Source organism: Exiguobacterium sp. H66 (assembly GCF_018618705.1).
GTDB classification, from domain to species: Bacteria; Bacillota; Bacilli; order Exiguobacteriales; family Exiguobacteriaceae; genus Exiguobacterium_A; species Exiguobacterium_A oxidotolerans.
In genome coordinates this window covers 194,915-215,339 of record NZ_JACSMQ010000002.1, presented here as the reverse complement: position 1 = coordinate 215,339, position 20,425 = coordinate 194,915, and the positions used below count along the sequence as shown (strand labels likewise).

Sequence of the window (20,425 nt, the reverse complement as noted above, 5' to 3'; positions counted from 1 at the left end):
ACCATGCAACAGCGCCAATACCGGATTCCGAACGAAGTCACGACCGAACTGAAGATCAATAAGATGCTCTACCTCTATGATTTACTGTTTCTCGTCGCCTTGATCATCGTCCGGTTGATCGCCCTGCCGTTCATCCCGGACGTCTTGCATCTGCCGTTCACGTTCTTCCTCGTCGCGTTCGGACTCTTCCTCGTCATCCGACCGACGACGAATCCAGAGAAACGGATGATTCACGTACTCTATTACGCGCTGATGAAGAAGAAAGACACATATATCGCATTGACAGACGGTAAGGATGGATCGAAAGGAGCGTGATGGCATGAGTTTATCGGAAGAGAAACGATCTAAAACAGTTCCGACGACAGACATTACTTGGCTCGATGAGATGCAATTGACGAGACCTTCAACCCGGAAAGAAAAGCGTGTCCGGATCCCACCATCCGTCGCCTCGCTATTGCCGATCATCGATTCGACAGTATTCGACATATTCGAGATGCAGGACGGGACGTTCTGCGATATCATTCAGCTGACTTCAAAGGATATCTATGGGTTGTCCGACACCGAGAAGGACCATGACATCTTCTCCCTCGCCTATCTGTTGCAGGCGTACATTCATCCGTTGAAGGTGATTCCGCTCAACACACCGCTTAATTTGGAGAAACAGAAACAGCGCATCGAACGACAGCTACGGCAAAATCAAAATGCCGCCTATCGCCCGTTCCTGCAAAAGAAGAAACAAGAACTGATCTACCTCGAGGAGCATCGCACCAATCGCGATTATCTCCTCTTTTTTTATGCCCCGGATGAGGCAATGCTCCGGGAAAGGAAGCATCAATTGACGAAACTCCTTCGACGCAGCAACCCGATGGTCGAACTGACACTCGAACAGAAAATCCATGTGTTGTTCCAGCTACACAACCCGAATACGAAACCGACTCAGGACGGAAAGGAGTGATGGTGTCATGTGGCGTACGCGTTTCCTACAGAAGCAGGATCCAGAGACAATCAAACGACAGGATGGTTACAACCCGACTTTTATCCAAGCCATCCAGCCGCAAGGTGGACTCCGCTTCGAACCGAACTATATCCGAACCGGTGACGGGTATCTCGCCTGCCTCCATGTCTATAAGTATCAATCGACGGTCTACGACTTCTGGCTCGAACCAATCCTCAACCTGCCCGGTGTCTTGACGACGCTCGACATCGGGACGGCGGATAAGCGGGAAATGATTCGGACGATCAACAAGTCGATGGCGGAGCAGAATACGCGCTTCGAGAACGCGAAGGACAACGTCGACCGGATTGATGCACGCGAGACCTACAAGGAACTGAATGAACTCTACGAACAGATCACGCAGGGTGAGACGATGAAGTACCTGCATCTCCGTCTCTACGTTAAAGCGAAGACACTCGACGTACTCGAACGCCAAGTTCAGGACGTAATGGAGGAACTGGAGGCACGGAATTTCCGTGCAACCGTCTTCCTGAACGAACAGGAATGGGAATGGCAGAGTCTCTTCCTCAGCTACGAGCAACAACAAAAACTACCGAATCGGCGTCGCGGGAAAGAGATTCCGTCGCTCTCCATCGCAGGGGGTTATCCGTTCCATTTCACGTCGCTACAGGATCCGACTGGGACCTATTACGGGACAACGGACACGAACGGAAGCGTCATCTTTGACTTGTTCCATAAGGACAAGCAACGGAAGTTTTACAACGCCTTGATGATCGGCAAGATGGGCTCTGGGAAATCGACCTTGCTCAAGAAGACGGTCCTCGATCAAGCGATCAAAGGGAATCACGTTCGCATCTTAGACGTGACGGGCGAGTTCTCCGATCTCGTCCGACAGCTGGGTGGGAAGGAGATTGCACTTGACGGTTCCGCCGGACGCATCAATCCGCTCCATGTCTATAAGACGGTGACGCACGCTGATGGCTCGGCAGATGAGGCGCTCTCGTTCATGCAACATCTGTCGAAGATTGCGGTCTTCTATCACTACATCAATCCGGCAGCTACGCAAGAAGAAGCGAACGAGTTCGAGATTCTCTTACGGCAACTCTACCTTGAGAAAGGGCTCTGGAACGAAAACGGTGACGCGCCAATCACGACGCACCCAGCAATCACCTATCCTGTCTTCTCCGACTTCTTAGCGCTCGTCCGCTCTGAATTGTATGCGGATGCTGCAAGGACAGCGATTCGCGAGACGATCAGTACGAACCGTATCCGTCGTCTTGAGAACATCGAGCTCGCGATCACGAACCTCGTCCACAACTACGGCAATATCTTCGACGGGCACTCTTCAATCGAACGGTTCGATGAGGAAGCGATTGTCTCGTTCCCGCTACGCAACCTGACCAATCTGAAGGACGAGATCTTCCAAGCACAGGTTTTCAATCTGATGAACATGCTCTGGGACGGGATGATTCTCAACGGTGCCGGACAACTCCGTAGCTACAACCAGGGTGAGCTATTGATTGAGGATGCCTTCAAGTATCTGATTGTCATCGATGAGGCACATCATCTGATTAATACGCGAGATATCGCCCAACCCGCGATTCTATACCTACAACAGTTCATGCGCGAAGCACGGAAATACTTCGGTGGTATTTTCTTCGCTTCCCATTTGATCACAGACTTTGTTCCGACTGGCTCGAAGTCGGAGAACGCAGAGAACGTCAAGACGTTGTTCCAGCTGACGCAGTATAAGTTCATCGGCGAGCAGGATGCCGAGAGTATCCCAACAATCCAGACCGTCTTCGACGGACAGTTGACGGAGAGTGAGACGCGGTTGATTCCGTCGCTCGAGACGGGACGGATCGTCCTCAGTATCTCCGGCGTGAAGACGTTGATCTTCGATGTCGATGTCTCACCCGAGGAGCTGACGTTGTTCGGAGGTGGTGCCTGATGTGGAGTACGGTCCGGCAGTCGGCACGTGTCGCCGTCCGGATGAAATGGCGACTCCTGACCTTAAAGTATCGTCTAATCGCTCTCGGAATCGCACTTCTGCTTCTCCTACTGATCATCATCGTCGCAGGTATTCTCGATACGTTGACCGGGATCGAGAACGAACAAGCAACGGAAACACCGATCGCTTACTCGGACGCGAGTCTGCAAGTCAGTGATGATGTCCTGCAGTACCGTGAAGCGATTGCGCGTGAATTAAAGAAGGAACAACTCGAGGGACAGACGAACGTCGTCCTTGCGTTGATGATGCAGGAAAGCGGCGGACGCGGGAACGATCCGATGCAAGCGAGTGAATCGAAGTGCGGACGGATTGGTTGCATCACCTCACCTGATGAGAGCATTCAGTACGGCGTGAAACACTTCGCGTCCGTCTTCCGGGAAGCGAACGAGGATGTTAAGTTGACGCTCCAAAGTTACAACTTCGGAGGTGGCTTCATCGATTACGTCCAAGAAAATGGAGGACGCTATACGAAACAACTCGCGATCTCCTTTTCACAGATGATGTATCAACGCGTCAAAAAGAGTGGTATCTATCAATGCCATCGTCCGAGCGCAATCGAGCATCAAGCCTGTTACGGTGACATCGAATATGTCGATGCCGTTCTCCGATATCTGACACCGACCGTACTGGCGGAAGGCAAAACAGGACCGATTAAAGGTAACCTCCATGCCCCGCTCGACATCCCGTTGCAGATGACATCGGGATTCGGATCACGGATTGTTTTTGGAAAGACGGACGTTCATACGGGCATCGATTTCAGTTGTCACGATACGGATACCGTCCACGCTGTCCGTTCCGGTACCGTCACCTATAGCGGCTTACGCGGACCGTATGGGCAGTTGATTCAGATTAAACAGGGCGACTGGATTACCGCTTACGCCCACCTTTCTGCACGCCAGGTTAAGGCGGGGCAAAAGATCGAAGCCGGACAAGCGATCGGAATGTGTGGGTCGACCGGACGTTCGACGGGCAACCATCTGCACATCGAATTCAAGACGAGTGATTGGTCCGGACACATTGATCCAGCACCACTATTTTCATTATAAGGAGGGATGAACTATGGCATTGACGAGTCGTCATCTCCTGTGGCTCGTGTTGTTCTGTCTGCTGCTGTCGATCAGTGCCAATGTCTATCAATATCGCTCCATGGCAGTAGATGAACCGCATCGAATCGTCGAGAAAGACGAGAAGCATGTGTTACCAAAAACGACAGTGTCAAATCCGCCCATCTCGAGTGACGAACAAGAGCAAGAACAAAATTCAATCATTTCGAAGAATGCGGAACGCTTCATCACGTTCGCCTTCACATGGGAGGACGGGACCTATCCCACACGCAAACGACAAGCCAATCAGTATATGTCGGAGTCTCTCAAACGGACGTTGTTCGCGAGTAGCGGAAGTAATGTCAAGTTCACCGCCTCCGTCTCGGACATCGAAGTCTTTCCAAGTCGGGACGATCCGGAGCATTGTCTCGTCCGCTTCCAACGAACATTGACGATCGATGCCAATGGTTATGAAGAGACGTCTGAAGAATTAGTTGAACTGACCTTTACGCATCAAGATAAACGTTACGTTGTCGATCAGATGAAGAGCCTTCAAACGTCAGGAGGTGTCTAAATGCATCCAGGAAAACGAAAGACGCTGACCCGTGACTGGTCACGACTGTACCTCGGAACAGGTCTGTTCTTCTTGATTGGTTTTCTGTTTTTCGGTTTCTCTTCCCTCTTCTTTGCTGAGGAACAACCGATCAATGCGACACCTATCGGTGAAGAACAACGGTTGACGAATGGACAGACCGTTACGCTTCTCGACTGGTCTCACGATGAGGAACGGAAGCAAATGCGCATCCGTCTTCAGTTCGATCAACCTCAAGACTACGCGTCAAAGCTTGTGGCGCGCATCGCCTACAAGGAACGACCAACGGATGAGCAACACGTCCGCGTCGTCTATCAACAGGACGAGCACTACGTCTTCGAAATCGAAGATGTACCTCGCGACTTTGACCAACTAGCACTACGCTTGTATGTCATTAAGCCTGAACAGTCACTCGAGAAGCTGCGTGCTACGAAGCGAGAAGATTCTCTCATCAAATCACTCTATATGGATCAGCGACGTGTCTTAAAGACGTCACTTTCTATTCAACAAGCGGACGATTATGCACAACTTTTTCTCACTGACGAGCACCTCCAAAATCAAAAACGGATCAAGAACATGAAGCGTGAACAGACAGAACACGCTTCCCTCATCCAACAAATCGAACAGGACATCGAGGCAAAACAAGCCACTTTACCTGACCTGACACTCGATGAACAAGTCGAACGTAAGGATGAAATCTTCAATCTGAAGCAGGACAAAGAAGACGCACTGTTACGACAAACGGAATTGAAAAAACAACTCACGCAAGAAGAAAAAAGACAGGATCAGCTACTTGTTAAAGCACGTGAACTGAAATGGTAAGGTGGCAAACACCGTGCCAAAATGCCGTTTTTAGTGGCACGCGGTGTGACCTTTTGGCGATTTTGATGATATCAGGGAAACACTAGGCTCCGCCTAGGCTAGCACGCTCCGTGATAGCAGTTTCCCCTTATGCTCTTTTTCACGGTTTTGAACTATTTTTGGTTTTTCTCCTCTAAAAAATCGACGTACATTTAGTCCTTCTATCGACCTTCATCAACTCTTAGATCGATTCTGTTGCGTCACTTTTTTCGACTCTTTTCATCTCATTGCGCTGTATCTTCAACCAGATATTTTTTAGAAGTTCGACAATCAAAGAGACGCTCAAGGCTTCTCCAAGGGCGTAACTTTGTTCAATCATCGACTGCATGTTGACTCCTCCATTCCTTGTCTGAGTGGTATCAGCTTTCTCACTTCTAATGACAGGAGGAACGAATGAATTGTTCGGAAATCTTTTTATTTTTTTAGAACATTGAGACTCACTTTCGTGATGGAAGGAGGAAAACAGATGGATCTCTTGATTCGTGATATTGATCCAATCCTCGTCAAACAACTCGACGAACAAGCGGAGAAACAGTCGTGTTCCCGCCAAGAATTATTGAAAGGATTGTTGATCGGCTGGTGCGCGGACGGTGTCCAATCGACACAAATTGCGCGTCTTGAACGACAGCTCGAAGCGAACACATTACACCTGAAGAGGAGCGCAACCGAACTCGAAGTATTGACTAATCTCTTCCGTGAGGTGATGCAGGATGAGTAACGTTCCCGGCGTCATCATCAAGTCGAAGTTCAAATTGCCGCAAGCAACTCGACGTGCGCGTCGTTATACGACTTACCTCAGTTACATCGATCGTCCGGAGACGAAAGCACGGTCGGATCAATTTGAGAACTACCAAGACTATATGGAAGATGAACTCAAATCAAGCGGTCTCTTCACGGCGACACAAGACCGATTGAATGCGAGGGAACGAGAGCAATTACGCGATATCTTCCGACGGGCACAAGAGAACGGCAGTATCCTCTGGCAAGATGTCATCTCATTCGACGAAGCGTGGTTACAGGAAGTCGGCGTCAAAGAAAATCGTTATATCGATGAACAACGATTGATGCAGGCGACACGAAACGCAACCGCGCTGATGATCAAAAAGGAACAGATGCTACACGCGACATGGACCGCTGCGATTCATTACAACACGGATAACATCCACGTCCATATCGCGACAGTCGAGACGATGCATCCACGCGAACGTGGTAAACGGAAACCAAAAACGATCGAGAAGATGAAGGCACAAGTCGTCCAAACACTCGCCGATCGGACACGTGAACAGGAGAAGTTGAATGCCTTCATCCGTGATGAAGTCCTCGCGCACAAACGAAATCATGCAACACTATCCGTCTCGAATCGCGTGCTACATCCGGAACTCGTACGCCAGTATAAAGCGATTCAGATACGACTACCGGACGATAAACGGCAATGGTACTACAACATGAACGGCATGCAAAATCTGCGTCCTTCACTCAATCAATTGACTGACACGTATCTTGCGACGCACTTCGAGAAAGAACACACCGCGTTCAAGCAACGACTCGATACGGAGGTCGCATTCTACGAGCGGAGTTACGGATCAGCATCTAAAGCATCTGCTTATCGGAAGACGAAAGAACAAGATCTCTACACGCGGATGGGAAACGCCATCCTATCCGAAATGCGTGAATCGTCTAAGTCACCTCAGGAGCTTACGAAGGGGGATACATCCTCACTTAAACAAAAAATCCGATCAGCGTTTCGACGCGAACGGATCATGCAAGAGACACTCTATCGGATCGGACGACACATGAATGATGAATGGGACCATATCAAGAATCAGCGTGCGTTTGAACAACTTGAACAGGAAGTCCAACACGAAAGGTAAGGTGACGGGCAGTGGAGGAAACAAAACAAGTCCGGATCAAGATGAATGCCGTGACCGCTGAATTTTTAGAGGAATACCGGGAGCGAGAACGGTTGTCCGGGATCGGTCCGGCAATCGATCACATCATCCGCGACTATCAAGAGATGATCAAAAAGCAATGGGACTTGAACTATGTCAGTCGTTCCGTCTCGAAACAAATAGAGCAAGAGTTGACGTCGTTCTGGGAAGAACAAATTTCAAAAAGTCTTTCTCCATTACGAAAGAGCGTCCAACAAACAGACCTTCAAACACAGGTATTGATCGAACTCGTACAAGCCTTGATGCAGACGGAGAGCATCGAGGACATCATCCCGACGACCGAATACCGTCCCTCGTTTCTTGAGACGGCAGAGATGGCTGTCAAAAAACGAATCGACCAGCGCAAGCAACTTAAACACTCGGATGAAGAAAGGATGATCCACAAATGAGACGACTCGAAGCCTTCACACTCGCGACATTTCTCGAATTGCATTCGACCCACGTCACCGTCATGATTCATCAAGCGCGCTACGACATTCCCCTTTTACAGGAGGAACACGCGCTACTGCAACTCTTACAGGAAGAACCCTTGGTATTACTCCCGGTATCACGTGATCGCCGTCATCTACTACTGGATCGACTGGCTACCGACCCGATGGTATTAGAAGAGTTAAACGATTTTGAAGGTGCTGCTGATTCGTCCGTTTCGTCGGAAGGAGCGTGAGTGGTATGGCATATAAGAAGAAAACGCGTGAGGATTACCAGAAGGAAGTGCAAGCGTTGACCGATAAGATGGAGACGCAGCTCGCCTCCCACTTCGTCAGTCAGGAGAGCATCAAGGAACATCTCGACTTCATGAGCCGGTTCCATCGCTACTCGACGCGGAACATGCTGTTGATCGAGGAACAGTTCCAAGGTGCCCGCGCCGTCGGTTCCTATGCGTACTGGGAGAAGCAAGGTGTCCAGGTCCAAAAGGGTGAGAAAGGGATTAAAATCTTCGTTCCCTCCCCCGTTACGTTCATCAAACGAGAGACGGAGTGGGTGGCGTGGAAGGACGCCACGAAGACGGAGCAAAAACGTGCCAAGGAAGGTTCTCTTCCGACGCGGAAAGCGATGTACTACAAGATTGGTCATGTCTTCGAGTACACACAGACCGATGCACGGGAAAAGGGACTCGAAGTCTCTGAGTTATTCGCTTCCTATCACCGAAATGGATCCCTTCGTGAGGCAGAATCGTTTCGCCGCGCGTTGAATGGAATTGCTGAGACACAAGACGTGAAAGTACTCGATCAGCCACTAAACGAGCTTGGTACGGCGAAAGGATGCTTCTATCCGGAACTGAACGCGATCGCCCTCAATCCGCGGAACTCGGATATCGAGAACGTGACCATCCTGATTCATGAACTCGCGCATGCCAATCTACACAACGTGGAACGGAACGAACAGCGCGGAATCGAGTTGAATCCGCATGAGAAAGAATTCCAAGCCGAGATGGTCGCTTACACAGTCGCGGCACACTTTGGTTTTCCGACGGATGAGTTTTCCTTATCGTATCTCGCCAACTGGACGCAAGGGAAAGACTTGCGCGACAAGGAAGATCTGTTGCACGAAGTCCATCAGACATCCGGTCATTTCATCCGTGAAATCCATGCTTCACTCGAGCAGGAGCAAATCTTGGAACGCCAAGCATCACCTAACAAAATGATTGAGCACATCGAACAGAAATCACAAATCACAGTGCACGGATTACCGTTAACCGAACGGTTAGAGCAGATCATGCAACATTCACCGGAGGACGTCGGTGCTTACCTGACGAGCATCGCTAAGCAAGACACGCAGCAAGATCTGTCAACGTTCGAAGAGCCAATGATGCTCGTCCATGGGGCAACAGACTTCTTCGAACCGTTCGCGAAAGCCAACGATCGTGACTTTGAGAAACATGAGACTGTTGCCTACACGCTGGTTATTCCAGGCGAAGAACCGATCAGCCAACACTTCCGCATCCTCGATGATGCGATGGGACCATACCATCACATCCTGAACACAGAAGTCGTTAGTAAGGAGACTGAACAAGTACTTGAAAAAGCATGGTACGACGAGATGATTTCGACGGAAGACCGTGACTTAGAAAAGGTCCGACAAATCGTGACGCGTCAATTCAATGTACCAGAGCAAGATTTCCGTAGCCGTTAAAAACATGTCCTCTCCTCTTTTAAAATCAAGTACTATAAAAAAGTAGGATAAAACTGACAATACAAACAAGACGGAGGATTGACCATGACTAATAATCAAGCAATTGCTTATGCTGCCATCGCGATGGAGCAGCTCGGCTACACACGTGAACAGATCGAAAAGGTCCAAGCGAGTATGCTGTCTGAAATGGACTGGACAGATGAAAAAACAGCTGAAAAGAAAGCCAGTGCCATCTTAAATAGCTGAACGTAAAAACGATTATATTCTTGCGCTTGAACTTCAAAAAAAGAAGGCAATATGGCTTCCTGAAGCGAAGCCATATTGCCTTCTTTTAATTAAGAATATTTCATTTGCAAAATAAATTGTTCAAAGCTAAATTTTGAAATGATCCGATGTCCCGAACGATCGAATTTTCGTGTTTGAAGATACGTTTCAAATGTAGATATGATTTCTTCCATCTCTAAACGTTGTTTAAGACCTACGACAATATATGGTTTAAACTTTTCTCCCATTTCTAAAATGAGTGATTGCGCTTCTGTAAATGTTTGATTCATGGTCATCTCCCTTTCCTCACCAGCTATGATTCTATCAATTCATCTTCTTATTTCAGTTCAATCTTCTTCTCGCCCAACTCTTTTCCTGCTAATCCTTGGGTTGCTTTCAAGGTGACGACTGCCTTCGGGTCCTCGATGTCATAAGCCATGACACCCTTCGCAGTACCACCCGGCTTGATATCATCCAACTGATGCTCTAAATAAGAGACATACTTCTCTTCTTGTGGCGTCATCCCTACCTCTAACTTATTGATTGTATCCGTTCCTTCCTGTGTCGCTTCAAAGCAAGCAATCCAGACATTCATCCCATTCAGTGGCTTCTTACTGTCATTCGTCGTCTCATATGTGAAGACGAGTTGTGGTTTTTCGCGGAAGTACTCTTTACTCGGCTCAAGCACTTCTGTCGAAAGAATCTTGACGGTCGCCATGTCGATCTTTAACGTGTCATCTTTGAAATAGACATCTTCTTTTTTCGGTTCCGCCACCTCGACCTTTTCAGTCGGATTCGCTGCTTTTTTCGGTGGATCTTCTATCCTTTCTTGTGTGCCGCATCCAACTAGTGATAACCCTAGTCCGATAATGATGACCGCTTTTCCTAACTTATTCATCTGCTTCAGCTCATTTCTTTTTTAGTCTTCCCATAGTTCTTCCATCAACTCATCGATTTCGTCTGACAACCGCTGCCGTTCGCGTTCATCCTTCTCGATATGACCGTATTCATCCATCCAGATGACGTCGCCCGACTCCACCATCATCGGAAAGCGGGAAATCAGGATGTCGCGCATCCCGTCGTCGAACTCGACGACGACCCACTTCCCCTCAATTCGATCGATGATTCCTTTTCGTTTCGTCATTTCGCCTTCTTGATCGTGTAGGACGATCCGTTCCCTTCGAAGACAGTCGTACCGCTTTTATCGGTCCGCAACATCGTCGCCTTCGCACGCTTCAAGTTCGTTACGACTTCCTTCGTCGGGTGTCCATAGGCATTCTTCCCAACACTGATGACAGCGTACTTCGGTTTGACATACTTAAGAAACGTCGAGCTCGTCGACGTCTTCGCCCCATGATGCCCGACCTTAAGGACGTCCGCGCGCAACGTCTTCTTCTTCGCAATCATGTCCTGTTCCGATTTCAATTCTGCATCTCCCGTGAACAGGAACGTGTTCTTCTTGTAGGCGACGTGTAAGACCGCACTCCAGTTGTTCAAATCACTCTTCGCATAGTCTTTGACCGGTCCAACGAACTGCGCCTTCACGCCTTTGACCGGAAGCGAGACACCAGCCTTTGCCGTCTTGATTGTCAGCTTCTCGCGCTTAACGGCCAGTAGGAAATCCTTATAGGCTTGCGTCGTGTGTTTGACCTTTGGGGCATAGACACTCTTGACCTTGAATGAGTCAAGGACTTCATCGAGTCCACCGATATGGTCGGCATCCGGATGCGTCGAGATCAGCATCTCGATGTCTCCTACCTTCTGCTTCTTTAGATAAGCGACAAGCTCATCACCCTTCCCTTTGTTCCCGCCGTCCATAACAATATCCTCACCACTTGGCATCTTGATGTAGATGGCATCTCCCTGACCGACATCGATATAGTGGACATTGATTTTCGGTGTCGCCGCCTCTGCGCCTTGCAGTGGTCCGACGAGTAATCCGACACTTGCGAGCGCTAAGCTGGCACCCATCCATTTTCGTTTCATCATTCATCGCTCCACTCCTGATTTGTAAGTTATCTTTAGTATACAGTGAATACCAGGAGAAAGTTGGTTATATTTCCCACCCACCTATTTTTATTGTTAGGTTAGTTTATATGTAAGTCCATACAAAAAAACAGACCTTAACGGGTCTGCTTAGTAAAGTGCGTTTGCATGAAGTGTGTCAATCGATCGACATCGATGAACCATGTCACGTACTCGATCGAACCATCCACTTCTCGCACGAATCGAAGTTGAGCATCAATCAATGTCATCTTATCTGGCTTCTTCTCTTCTTGTTTCTTGTCTTGATCAATAACCTTTAGCATTTCTAGAATGCTCATTTGATCCACTCCTCGCTGTTTTCTTGAACACAGCATAGAATGACTTAAGGTGATTTACGAATCACCTTATTTAAGAGAAGAACGATGTTGTCTAGAATAACTGATCCGTTACGAAGCTCCACACTATCGATCTCCTCTTCATAAAAAAAGAAGCGGTCTTTCTAAAATCGCTTTCTATCAACATTTAATAATAAATATGATTCATTCGTATTATTTTTATCAACTTAATCGCTCAAAATAAATCAAACATATTTTTTCTGTCTTCAGAAGAGTGAAAAGGAAATTCTGCAATTGGATGATTTATAGGTGCTATGTGTTCGTTATAAGCTTCTAAACCAATACATCCGAAATCTAAATCTACCATGACGCTCCCAAAGTCTAAATCATAGTAGGTTTTATAGCTTGTGTGTTTTATATTAGGGAAAATCTGTTTAAATTTTTCGTTATAGTAAGGTCGAAAATATCTAATCCACGCCGCTTCTGTAATATTAACCACACTCTTATACGACTCTTCGCTCATAGTTTCATAGACTTCTTTTTCATGCAGCTCATTGTTTTTCCCTGTTACTTGTGAAGGAATCCATGGGTTTGTCATCGATACAATTTTGGCTTCTGGTTCAATTAAAATAACTGCTATATCTCCGAAATTTCGATTAAAGGAATGTTCTTGTACAATTTTCTGCAAAGTTTCATGTCCACTTAACCTAGATACAGCGCTTCGCTCTCCTTCGTTTCCGTAAGACTGTCCTACATACAATATCTCAGTTGGAAGTAGTATGTTCGAATCTTCCTTTGGATAAAAATAAGTCGGACGAATATGTAACGTGGTTTCGCCTTTTTTAATTACAATAGTTCTTAGCGATTCATCAAGTTCAAATGAATCATAATTACTTTCTGCTTCATTATCTCGTTTAATCTTATAGTCAATATAAGAAAAATCCCCTTCTTCTTTCTCTACTTTAATTGAAAATTTCATATATCCAGTTGTTACTTCTAGAGAATCTTTAACAAAAGAAATATAGGGAATTCGACAGATCATGTACAGGTGATATCGATTTTTCCCCTCTCTTTTTAAATAAGAAAGATCTTGAGGATAACAAAGCTGAAGCTGATGTCCCTTCACTAACAATCCAAATTCGGTTAAATACTTTCTGTCCATATTACTCACTCCTTTACTCTCACATTACGAGAAATATATCTAAAATATCGGTAAAATAAATCATTTTGATATTGACCAAGTAATATTCACATGTTATTTTTTATATACACGAACTTGCCACGCCTCTTAACAATGCGGACCACGGTGAGTCTTTTTTTGTTTAATTTTACTGAAAATCGGCTATATTATTACTACATGAACCTACCACGCCTCTTAACAATGCGGACCACGGTAGGTCTTTTTTTGTACTTAAATCTGTTCTACAATGAAATTACATACTATAATTACCAAATAAAGAAGTGAGATGGACAGGGGTTTACTAAACGTGCATGAATTATTGAAACTATTAACTTACCTATTTGAGAAACGTGAGACTCCCTTTATTTTAAAAGCGTCTCCTCAAAACTCGTTAAAACCATATAAAACAATTGATCAACTCATTGACGAACTTTGTTGTAAAACAGATCATGCGCTAACCTTTACAGATTTAGAGAAAGAAGAAGCAAAAGAATTTTTCACCTACAATAACTACTATAGTTTTTCAATTTTTAGAAAGATGCTACCTTGGGATTCTCAAGAATCATTTAGTTTTACGCAATGTCGCGACTTATACAACTTTGATCAATTTCTCCGTGAACAATTAAACCGCTTTACAGGTGCGGTAGAGTTAATGGTAAGAGCAACATTAGTGAAAAGCTTATGTGAATCCTACAAAGGATCTTATGATTCAAGCGTCTTTTATCTTGATAAAAATATTTATGTATCACGCAAACGGGCACGAGAAGTTTTGAATGCATTCAATAGAAGAATTTCTAAAAGTAAGTCTTTATCAGTCATGCATCATAAAAAAAAGAAACAAAATTGTTTCCCATTCTGGTTGTTGGTGGAGGAATTAACGTTTGGAGAGTTATTTCACTTTCTATCAACTCTAAAAAATGAATATCGCGCACATTGGATTGAAGAAAGTTTTGATAAATCTTATAAAACACAATTTTCGAGTTGGGTGCGTACTATTCAATTCTTAAGAAATAGTTGTGCACACTATTCTCGAATTTATGGAAACTTCTTCACGACTTCTCGACCTAAATTATTAAAAGAAGACACTCGGAAAGCCGGCATCAAAAAAAATGACAATGCTACTTTGTTCGCTAACATGCTCACATTAAAAAACGTATTACAATACGCTTCACAAAATACCGTAGATGCGTGGAACGAATTTTTGGATAATATTGAACTTCAATTAGAGCATCATCAAGACATCATTTTCTTGGGTAGAATGGGCTTCCCCTCTAATTGGAAAGAATGTCTACGCTTCGAATAAATAGAATCTAGAATAATTACTCTTATTTAATGAATCCATATTCGTCACAAAGGGGAGACGTACTATGCTATCGACTTCAAAGATTCAACACTTATACAACTCTTTAAAAGCGACAGGATCCCTAGAACTAAGCGATATTCGTGAAGTAAATAAATTAATTGAACTCGGTGAAGTAGAGGGTGTGTCGATTGAATTTGATAGTTATACAGATAAGTACGGAGAAAAGTATGAAGCGTATATTAAAGAAGAACTAAAGATAAAATCAATCGAAGTTACAGCTCCGAAAATGACACTTCGAGTAGGCATGGTAGTAGAGAACCTTAACGACCAGTCTCAATGGCTTGTTTCAGGAAAAAGAATAAACGGGAAGTCTTTTGAATATATATTATCTAATGGACAAGTACTTTCTCCTGAATGGTCACGTTCCTTTAAAATTATTTAATTTACTCATTTGATTAATCTCTTACATCCGCTCCGTGCCCTCCGTCGCAAGGAACAGGAACGTAGAGATGCTTCGCGCAAGCGATGTGCAACTCTCGTTATCGATCCGGCAGGAGGGCAGCGGTGCGATGAGGATGTTGCTGCGTGCAGCTTACAGCCTCACGCATGAGCCCGAAATTTCTTCTTATGCTGTACAGCAAATAGAAAGAAGATCACTACCTATCTACAGGAGGATCGATTCACTTCAATCAACTATCTCCCCTCGAATCTTCATGCACTCCATTACTTGTCTCATTCCTGTATCCTCCATCACACCCTTCTACCTAGAGTAGACCAGATGTACTTTCCCACCCGCAGTGGATCCGTCCACTGCGGGTCTCTCATTGCCTTTGGATTCGGGACGAATCCATTCCTTACTCGCTTGCGCTCTCTCAAAAGAAAAACGGCGTCGTTTTTCGTCCATGCCCTCGCGCGCAGACAGGACGGGGTTGTCCCGTCCGTCTACGCTCTATCATCTCTTTACAGCACACCTTGTGCTTTCAAGCTGACGTATTCGTCTCCGGCACCGACGACGATATGGTCAAGGAGCTGGATGCCGACGATGCGTCCGACCTCGACGAGCCGTTCGGTCACCTCGATGTCCTCACGTGACGGATGCGGGTCACCACTCGGATGCTGATGACTAACGATGAGCGACGTTGCATTGTTGAGAATGGCGGACTTGAAGATTTCTCGGGGATGGACGACGCTTGAGTTAATACTTCCGACGTGTGCCCGATGGACAGCAATGACCCGGTTCTTCGTATTGAGCAGGATGACGAGGAACACCTCACGGTCATCGTCCTGGATGAAACGTTTCGCGACACAGAACGCGTCCTCGGGTGACGTGATGTGCGTCGTCTCGAGCACGACGTCCGGCTCACGAACCTCTTGGCGGATACGAGTGATTTCAACGAGTGTAGTCAGTTTCATGGAAAAGCTCCTTTCGCAAGTGGGATGCAGTCCGACACGGTGCCGTCCTGTTGACGGGAACGCAGCGAGCGTCGCGAGACGGCGCAAGGGTGACCACAGGGAAAGATCAAAAAAAGCGGATAGCGCACCGGGACGAAGGCTTCCGGAGCCCGCGAGCGAAAAGCGTGCTTTGAGCCAAAACGCGGAGGAAGACGAGGAACGGCAGCGGCTTTTTTTGATGGCCCTTGCGCCGACGAGGAGCGAGCTAGAGTACGGAAACAGGACGGCTTGCGGTCCCTTTCCATCAGACAGAGCGGTACCGCTCTGTTCCATGCCTTTGAAAGGATCATTTATCGCCTTACAAATACCGAATAAGACAGCAAGAACTGGTAAGTAGCGTTATAATGAAGGACGCAATGACAGACTGAACAGTAAAGGAGTACACTCATGAAGATTTCTTACATAGCGATTCCCCTTTCCGTCCTATTGATGGCAGGATGTACAGATACGGAGACGACCTCACCTCCACCCGATCAAACAGAGCAAGTAGCGCAGCAGGACGACACCACTACACAAAAGACCGATGCGAAAAAGGACTCCGATCAACAATCAGAAAAAACAGATGATACGAATCCATCAACGGAATCAAAGACGCCCCCGAAGGATTCTTTCACAGGATATAAGAAGATTTTAGTCGATGGTGGAGATCTGTCCGGTAATCGCCAGGCGAATGTCGTCGTCGACATCGGATTCGGTGACCGGAAATACTGGGCGTTCACGAATGAGCATGGTCAGCTGGTCCGCGTCATCGCGAAGAAGATCGTCCTCCAGAATGATGCGACAGAAGACGTCTCGCGTGACGGACGCTACTACTCTGATGAGGCGAAGGTGCCTGGCGTCGAACGCGCAGACCTCGATGAAGGACATATCATCGCCGACTCGCTCGGTGGCGTCTCGAACGCTTACAACATCACTCCGCAGGACAGTACACTGAATCGTCATGGTGATCAGGCGTACATGGAGGACGTCATCCGCAAGGCGGGTGGCGCAACGAACTTTGAAGTGCAGATCACCTATCCGAATACGTCGACGATGATTCCATCTGCGTATCAGTATACGTATACGGTCCGCGGGAATACCGTCGTCGACCGGTTCAAGAACGGTAATCCAGACGAGACAAATGCTGCACTTGGTCTGACGAAGAAAAAGGAGACGAAAAAAGAACCAACATCGAAATCAGCTCCTAATACTGCAGCGACCGAAGACGTCTCGCGCGTCGATACCGACGGCAATGGTCAAGTGACGATCCAGGAAGCGAAGGACGCAGGCTTTGCGATGCCAATCACGGAGAAGCACTGGTTGTATCAATATATGCGGGACAACGACCATGACGGAATGGTCGGAGAATGAACAATTGATCCTTGGGACAAGTGCATCTTGCACTTGTCTTTTTGTATTACTTATTTATATAACAGTTCAGTTTTTATCTGTTTTATCTTCAAAATACATGATAAAATTTACAATATAATCATGTTAAGGAGTTTTTAAATGGGTAAATTAGATGCAATTAACAACCAGTTAGAAAATAGTACTTTTCCAATTAGTTTGAGTACGCTAGAAGACTTAAAAATGAAGTTACCAAAAATCGAACGATCTTACATCGAAATCACATTAAAGGCATTGAGAAAAGAATTTAAGTCCGATCAGCTTTTTTATGCGTTAGAAGGTGTTCAACCATCTTTAACTAAGTATGGCTTTCTTCTAATGACAGAAACAGATGTCGTTCTCTCTATTCATAAAGGTTCGATCATGCCAAGTGGGACAATTGAAAAGATTCCGTTTGCTAAAATTAAAGAAGTAGATTTTGATATCATTCCAATTCCAATTAATCCGTTTGGTGTAAACGAAGGAATAATTTATCTGACACATAAAAAAGGATTTGGGAGTAAAAAACTTACGATTCGTGACGTTACTGTAAGTCGACTCGATTCACTTGTAGAACAGTTGAGATACGCGGCGAATCAAAACAACTAAGGAGGCAATTGTAATGGGATTATTTGATATGTTTAAAGGTGACAGTACAAAAAGTAAACAAGGCATGCACCCTCATTTTGCATTCGCAACATCGCTTGTCTACATGATGGCTTCAGATGGAGAGTTCGATAACGAAGAGATTGGTCAACTACTAGCTGTGCTAGGTGGAAAGAGTAAGAAAGGCACAATTCGTATTGGTGATAACAATGATGATTTAATGGAAAAAGTATTTAAATACTTTGATCGTAATTCTATCGATACATTCTTGGCAGAGGCTGCACCAGTATTAAATCATGAGCAAAAACTCTGTATTCTTGCTAATCTAGTGGACTCTTCGCTATCTGATGGAGAAGCAGAGCGAGAAGAACAAGCCATGTTTAATAAATTCATGACAGCATTCGGAGTAACAGAACAAGAATTTGCTCCAATCTTCAAAGTTATTGCGATGAAAAACGACCGTTCTGTATTTAAAAATTAAGCTATACATCTTTTATCTCAACGTCTAACAATCGCTCATTCGATTGTTAGACGTTTTTTGCTTTGAAAACTTAAAGCTCCTATTTTTTCAACTAACAAACATCATTGATGTATTGTTCTAAGAAATTGATTGAAGAACATAGTTCCGCGGAACATAATAAGAACAAACGTTCTTATTATGAAAAGGGGTGCTTTAGATGAGTTATGAAGATCGGGGCAATAAGAAATGGATTCCGTTCCTGATGCCTGAACATAAAGGATTGCTGAAACGCTATTACCAGGAGGTCCATCATTTCAAGTTCGAGGATACGGAGGAACCAATCGATGGAACGATCGAGAACGCCTTGAACGACGCCATCTTCAGCGGAGACATCGTCACGGTGACGGCGATGAATGGTCCCTTGACGCATCGTTTCGATGCCTTCGTCGAGAAGCTCGATTACGTGCGAGAGGAGGTCCATCTCGTCAAACGCAACCTCGACGTCGAGATCGTCGCGTTCAAGCAAATAGTAAGCGTTCAAATGTTAGGATGAAATGTGATCATCAGTCGTGCGTGTCTTCATATAGTCAGCATGCACGAAGGATGATACGGCGTCTTTTTGCATCACGATAGCGTTTTGTTTTAAGTTCATCGTGCATGCGTCGCTTTTCTAATGAAGCTTGACGAATGCACGAGTGACTTCATCCAGTCATTTATTTTGAAGTGGATTGCTGTGATCTAGCGTCTTTTCCCTATTATTCACTCTTTTACTATTTCAACTGCGCCGTAAGATGAATCGCTACCTTGACATGCTATCCTCTAGGGAACCACAGCATGACCGCTACACCGATCAAGCAAATAAAGGCTCCTACCCAGTCATAAAAATCGGGTACTTTCTTGTCTATCCCCCATCCCCAGAGCACAGAGAGGACGATAAAAACACCACCGTAAGCAGCATACACCTTCCCAAAGCTCGGAAATGTTTGAAGTGTTGCGATGATGCCATACAGCGCCAACAAGATACCTCCCGTTACTCCCATATGTATCGATCTTCCTTCTCGTAACCAAAGCCATATCAAATAGCCTCCACCAATTTCAGCAAGTCCTGCGATAAAAAATAAGATTAGTGATACGCCCAATTTCAGTCTCCTTCCGTCAGTTCCTTTATTTTTTAAGTCAATCGTCTCGTTCACGCCTTAACGACTTGTAGGTCACTTTTAATTTTCGACTCACTTTCTTTATTGCGTATTCAACTTCATACCTTTTACAATGCAGATCATAAGTGAAGGCTCTGATGACGAAAAATCGTCAAAAGAGCCCTTCCTGTATTTCCATTGCCTTGATTTCACATAAAATTGAAGAGGATAGCTATCCTTTTTCGCGTCTCTTCCCGAGTGGATCATCCTTGAAAAGTACTCTCTTAGTTTTCGGAGGAGCCAGCTGTTCCATTTCAAATAAGCGCTTCTTCTAGACATTCTGGAGGTCTCTTAGCTAATTCAGACGCGATTATCTGACATCATCACATCTGTTTCAATAAATCAGCAAACGAAATCTGATTCAGTACAAGATAAGAAGAATACTGTGCCTCCTGTAAAGGGATTTGAAGAAGTGATTGAATGCGTCGCTGGATTGTCCTAATAGATACACTATTTTATTTAAATGATTTCTAGATATTCCGCACGCTCTACTAATCTCCTCGATCGTGACGTACCTTGTTTTCCCTGATCGGGAAGAGGTCGACTCTTGCCCTACATAAAGAATGGTAGCAATCCAGTACTCCATCGTGACGGTAATACGCATGAATGTCACACTCCTCATCGATTCGTTTCGCAATGCATGATTGACTTCTTTCGATATATCCCGCTCATCCTCCTACATTTTTACGTTTTTTTATGTAGGGATCCAACGTGTCAATCGAATCTCCCTAGAT

The 20,425-nt window shown here is 45.6% G+C and carries 27 protein-coding genes; 18 read left to right on the top strand and 9 right to left on the bottom strand.

Features of this window, described 5'->3' with window-relative positions:
• Window positions 1-3: 3 nt before the first annotated feature.
• From KNP88_RS04440 to KNP88_RS04415, 6 genes are read left to right on the top strand one after another with little or no spacing between them, the layout of a single operon-like run.
• Window positions 4-315: a DUF5592 family protein gene (locus KNP88_RS04440; protein WP_214892436.1), complete on the top strand. Its 312-nt coding sequence runs from the start codon at window positions 4-6 to the stop codon at window positions 313-315.
• A gap of 4 nt (window positions 316-319) precedes the next feature.
• Window positions 320-955, top strand: a complete 636-nt coding sequence (locus KNP88_RS04435) for a hypothetical protein (RefSeq protein ID WP_214892435.1) — start codon at window positions 320-322, stop codon at window positions 953-955.
• A 7-nt stretch (window positions 956-962) separates the two neighbouring features.
• Entirely contained in the window at window positions 963-2,906 is a 1,944-nt protein-coding gene (locus tag KNP88_RS04430) for a VirB4 family type IV secretion system protein (protein ID WP_214892433.1), read from the top strand.
• Window positions 2,906-4,012, top strand: a complete 1,107-nt coding sequence (locus tag KNP88_RS04425; protein ID WP_251137124.1) for a lysozyme family protein — start codon at window positions 2,906-2,908, stop codon at window positions 4,010-4,012. Before KNP88_RS04430 ends, KNP88_RS04425 begins: the two co-directional genes overlap by 1 nt.
• 13 nt (window positions 4,013-4,025) lie before the next feature.
• Window positions 4,026-4,583: a hypothetical protein gene (locus tag KNP88_RS04420; RefSeq protein WP_214892431.1), complete on the top strand. Its 558-nt coding sequence runs from the start codon at window positions 4,026-4,028 to the stop codon at window positions 4,581-4,583.
• Window positions 4,584-5,423 carry a hypothetical protein gene (locus KNP88_RS04415; protein ID WP_214892430.1) on the top strand — a complete coding sequence of 280 codons (840 nt, stop codon included), beginning with the start codon at window positions 4,584-4,586 and terminating at the stop codon, window positions 5,421-5,423.
• 220 nt (window positions 5,424-5,643) lie between these two features.
• Here the strand turns inward: KNP88_RS04415 and KNP88_RS04410 are convergent, their stop codons facing one another.
• Window positions 5,644-5,790, bottom strand: coding sequence for a hypothetical protein (locus KNP88_RS04410; RefSeq protein WP_214892429.1), 147 nt, complete (start codon window positions 5,788-5,790; stop codon window positions 5,644-5,646).
• A 138-nt stretch (window positions 5,791-5,928) separates the two neighbouring features.
• On the opposite strand from KNP88_RS04410, the gene KNP88_RS04405 reads away from it, so the two are divergent.
• The 6 genes from KNP88_RS04405 to KNP88_RS04380 all read left to right on the top strand — a co-directional run bounded on the left by KNP88_RS04405 (window position 5,929) and on the right by KNP88_RS04380 (window position 9,790).
• The gene (locus KNP88_RS04405) at window positions 5,929-6,180 is read left to right on the top strand and encodes a hypothetical protein (protein WP_214892428.1); all 252 of its coding nucleotides are present in this window, start codon (window positions 5,929-5,931) and stop codon (window positions 6,178-6,180) included.
• Window positions 6,173-7,333 (top strand): MobP2 family relaxase, encoded by a 1,161-nt coding sequence (gene mobP2 / locus KNP88_RS04400; protein ID WP_214892427.1) that lies wholly within the window; start codon window positions 6,173-6,175, stop codon window positions 7,331-7,333. Before KNP88_RS04405 ends, mobP2 begins: the two co-directional genes overlap by 8 nt.
• 11 nt (window positions 7,334-7,344) lie before the next feature.
• The gene (locus KNP88_RS04395) at window positions 7,345-7,800 is read left to right on the top strand and encodes a hypothetical protein (protein ID WP_214892426.1); all 456 of its coding nucleotides are present in this window, start codon (window positions 7,345-7,347) and stop codon (window positions 7,798-7,800) included.
• Window positions 7,797-8,075 (top strand): hypothetical protein, encoded by a 279-nt coding sequence (locus KNP88_RS04390; protein ID WP_214892425.1) that lies wholly within the window; start codon window positions 7,797-7,799, stop codon window positions 8,073-8,075. Before KNP88_RS04395 ends, KNP88_RS04390 begins: the two co-directional genes overlap by 4 nt.
• A gap of 5 nt (window positions 8,076-8,080) precedes the next feature.
• Window positions 8,081-9,544: an ArdC-like ssDNA-binding domain-containing protein gene (locus tag KNP88_RS04385; RefSeq protein WP_214892424.1), complete on the top strand. Its 1,464-nt coding sequence runs from the start codon at window positions 8,081-8,083 to the stop codon at window positions 9,542-9,544.
• Window positions 9,545-9,628: 84 nt separating this feature from the next.
• Window positions 9,629-9,790 (top strand): hypothetical protein, encoded by a 162-nt coding sequence (locus tag KNP88_RS04380; protein ID WP_160315907.1) that lies wholly within the window; start codon window positions 9,629-9,631, stop codon window positions 9,788-9,790.
• Window positions 9,791-9,879: 89 nt separating this feature from the next.
• Here KNP88_RS04380 and KNP88_RS04375 read toward each other — a convergent pair whose 3' ends face one another.
• The 6 genes from KNP88_RS04375 to KNP88_RS04350 all read right to left on the bottom strand — a co-directional run bounded on the left by KNP88_RS04375 (window position 9,880) and on the right by KNP88_RS04350 (window position 13,291).
• Window positions 9,880-10,098, bottom strand: a complete 219-nt coding sequence (locus tag KNP88_RS04375; protein ID WP_214892423.1) for a hypothetical protein — start codon at window positions 10,096-10,098, stop codon at window positions 9,880-9,882.
• Between the two features lie 47 nt (window positions 10,099-10,145).
• On the bottom strand, window positions 10,146-10,706 hold the full coding sequence (locus KNP88_RS04370; RefSeq protein ID WP_214892422.1) for a DUF5067 domain-containing protein: 561 nt from the start codon (window positions 10,704-10,706) through the stop codon (window positions 10,146-10,148).
• 21 nt (window positions 10,707-10,727) lie between these two features.
• Window positions 10,728-10,952: a DUF3006 domain-containing protein gene (locus KNP88_RS04365; protein ID WP_214892421.1), complete on the bottom strand. Its 225-nt coding sequence runs from the start codon at window positions 10,950-10,952 to the stop codon at window positions 10,728-10,730.
• A complete protein-coding gene (locus tag KNP88_RS04360; protein ID WP_214892835.1) occupies window positions 10,949-11,794 on the bottom strand; it encodes a ComEC/Rec2 family competence protein in 846 nt (281 codons plus the stop codon). The genes KNP88_RS04365 and KNP88_RS04360 overlap by 4 nt, the downstream gene beginning before the upstream one ends.
• 137 nt (window positions 11,795-11,931) lie before the next feature.
• Complete coding sequence (locus KNP88_RS04355) at window positions 11,932-12,132, bottom strand: hypothetical protein (RefSeq protein ID WP_214892420.1); 201 nt, start codon at window positions 12,130-12,132, stop codon at window positions 11,932-11,934.
• Window positions 12,133-12,364: 232 nt separating this feature from the next.
• The gene (locus KNP88_RS04350; RefSeq protein ID WP_214892419.1) at window positions 12,365-13,291 is read right to left on the bottom strand and encodes a hypothetical protein; all 927 of its coding nucleotides are present in this window, start codon (window positions 13,289-13,291) and stop codon (window positions 12,365-12,367) included.
• Window positions 13,292-13,616: 325 nt separating this feature from the next.
• On the opposite strand from KNP88_RS04350, the gene KNP88_RS04345 reads away from it, so the two are divergent.
• Window positions 13,617-14,612, top strand: a complete 996-nt coding sequence (locus KNP88_RS04345; protein ID WP_214805957.1) for an Abi family protein — start codon at window positions 13,617-13,619, stop codon at window positions 14,610-14,612.
• Window positions 14,613-14,676: 64 nt separating this feature from the next.
• Window positions 14,677-15,054, top strand: coding sequence for a hypothetical protein (locus tag KNP88_RS04340; protein WP_214805959.1), 378 nt, complete (start codon window positions 14,677-14,679; stop codon window positions 15,052-15,054).
• Window positions 15,055-15,572: 518 nt separating this feature from the next.
• Here the strand turns inward: KNP88_RS04340 and KNP88_RS04335 are convergent.
• A complete protein-coding gene (locus KNP88_RS04335) occupies window positions 15,573-16,025 on the bottom strand; it encodes a JAB domain-containing protein (protein WP_353048694.1) in 453 nt (150 codons plus the stop codon).
• A gap of 426 nt (window positions 16,026-16,451) precedes the next feature.
• On the opposite strand from KNP88_RS04335, the gene KNP88_RS04330 reads away from it, so the two are divergent.
• The 4 genes from KNP88_RS04330 (at window position 16,452) to KNP88_RS04315 (ending at window position 19,048) form a co-directional block, all read left to right on the top strand.
• Window positions 16,452-17,414 carry a DNA/RNA non-specific endonuclease gene (locus KNP88_RS04330; RefSeq protein ID WP_214805961.1) on the top strand — a complete coding sequence of 321 codons (963 nt, stop codon included), beginning with the start codon at window positions 16,452-16,454 and terminating at the stop codon, window positions 17,412-17,414.
• 138 nt (window positions 17,415-17,552) lie between these two features.
• Window positions 17,553-18,038, top strand: coding sequence for a hypothetical protein (locus KNP88_RS04325; RefSeq protein ID WP_214805964.1), 486 nt, complete (start codon window positions 17,553-17,555; stop codon window positions 18,036-18,038).
• Window positions 18,039-18,051: 13 nt separating this feature from the next.
• The gene (locus KNP88_RS04320; protein ID WP_214805967.1) at window positions 18,052-18,516 is read left to right on the top strand and encodes a tellurite resistance TerB family protein; all 465 of its coding nucleotides are present in this window, start codon (window positions 18,052-18,054) and stop codon (window positions 18,514-18,516) included.
• A 196-nt stretch (window positions 18,517-18,712) separates the two neighbouring features.
• Complete coding sequence (locus KNP88_RS04315; RefSeq protein WP_214805969.1) at window positions 18,713-19,048, top strand: YolD-like family protein; 336 nt, start codon at window positions 18,713-18,715, stop codon at window positions 19,046-19,048.
• A 259-nt stretch (window positions 19,049-19,307) separates the two neighbouring features.
• Here the strand turns inward: KNP88_RS04315 and KNP88_RS04310 are convergent, their stop codons facing one another.
• Complete coding sequence (locus KNP88_RS04310; RefSeq protein ID WP_214805972.1) at window positions 19,308-19,634, bottom strand: YnfA family protein; 327 nt, start codon at window positions 19,632-19,634, stop codon at window positions 19,308-19,310.
• Window positions 19,635-20,425 lie beyond the last annotated feature (791 nt).